The organism is Microbulbifer mangrovi (assembly GCF_002009015.1).
Classification (GTDB): domain Bacteria; phylum Pseudomonadota; class Gammaproteobacteria; order Pseudomonadales; family Cellvibrionaceae; genus Microbulbifer; species Microbulbifer mangrovi.
This window is the reverse complement of record NZ_LZDE01000111.1, coordinates 1-1,477: the sequence shown is the minus strand read 5'-3', so window position 1 is coordinate 1,477 and position 1,477 is coordinate 1. Positions and strand designations below refer to the sequence as shown.

Annotated in this window: 1 protein-coding gene; it reads right to left on the bottom strand. The window is 59.7% G+C overall.

The features are described from left to right. Positions 1 to 148: 148 nt before the first annotated feature. Positions 149 to 1,477: acetyl-CoA carboxylase biotin carboxylase subunit (gene accC, locus B4U49_RS00545; protein ID WP_239692413.1), on the bottom strand; the 1,329-nt coding region annotated here is incomplete at its 5' end.

Genomic DNA, 1,477 nt, shown 5'->3' with positions numbered 1-1,477 from the left:
TTTCAAAAGCGTCGGCGACAGGGGCGTCGCCGCCGCAGCGCCCATGGATGGGTTCACAGCGGTTTTGAAAATGGATACCCGGTGCTTTCCCGCCACGGAGGTCAATCAAAGCGACTAACCACCGGGGCGGGAAGAGAAGCTAATAGGCCTATTCGAGCCCTAGTTTCTTTTCGAGGTAGTGAATATTCACACCACCCTTGGCAAACTCCGCATCGCGAACCAGGTCTTCCTGCAGCGGAATATTGGTCTTGATGCCGGTAACGATCATCTCGCTCAGTGCCACACGCATCCGCGCCAGGGCGGTTTCACGGTCTTCGGCGTGGGTGATGATCTTGGCGATCATGGAGTCGTAGTTCGGCGGTACCGAGTAACCGGAGTAGAGGTGGGAGTCCACCCGTACGCCCAGGCCACCCGGCGCGTGGTAGGTTTCCACCTTGCCGGGGCTCGGGAAGAAGGTCTTCGGGTCCTCGGCGTTGATGCGGCACTCGAATGAGTGGCCGGTGATCTTGATGTCTTCCTGTTTGAAAGACAGCTTCTCACCCGCGCACACGCGGATTTGTTCCTTGATCAGGTCGACGCCGGTCACCATCTCTGAAACCGGGTGCTCAACCTGGATACGCGTGTTCATCTCGATGAAGTAAAAGCGCTCATCTTCGTACAGGAACTCAAAGGTGCCCGCGCCGCGGTAGCCGATGTCGATACATGCCTGCACACAGGAGTCCTGAACACCTTTGCGCACATCGTCCGGGATGCCTGGCGCGGGGGCCTCTTCCAGAACCTTCTGGTGGCGGCGCTGCAGGGAGCAGTCGCGGTCGCCGAAGTGCACCGCATTGCCCTGGCCGTCGGACATCACCTGGATTTCCACGTGACGCGGGTTCTGCAGGAACTTCTCCATATAGACGGTACTGTCGCCAAAGGCGGCACCGGCTTCGGATTTGGTGACAGAGATGGCATTCAGCAGCGCGCCTTCACTATGTACCACACGCATGCCGCGGCCACCGCCGCCGGCTGCGGCCTTGATAATGACCGGCAGGCCGATTCTGCGCGCGATTTCCAGGCACTTTTCACCGTCGTCCGGGAGTGGGCCGTCGGAACCCGGCACGGTGGGGACGCCGGCTTTCTTCATTGCGGCAATGGCGGAAACCTTGTCGCCCATCAGGCGAATCACATCGGCGTCGGGACCGATAAAGGTGAAACCGCTCTTTTGTACCTGTTCCGCGAAATCCGCATTTTCCGCCAGGAAGCCGTAGCCGGGGTGTACCGCCATGGAATCGGTAATTTCCATTGCTGAAATAATGGCGGGAATATTCAGGTAGCTCTGCGGGGACGGGTTGGGGCCGATGCAAACAGCCTCGTCCGCCAGGCGCACGTGTTTCAGGTCGCGATCGATCTGGGAGTGTACCGCCACGGTGGCGATCCCCATCTCTTTGCAGGCCCGCAATACGCGCAAGGCAATTTCGCCGCGGTTGGCGATCAG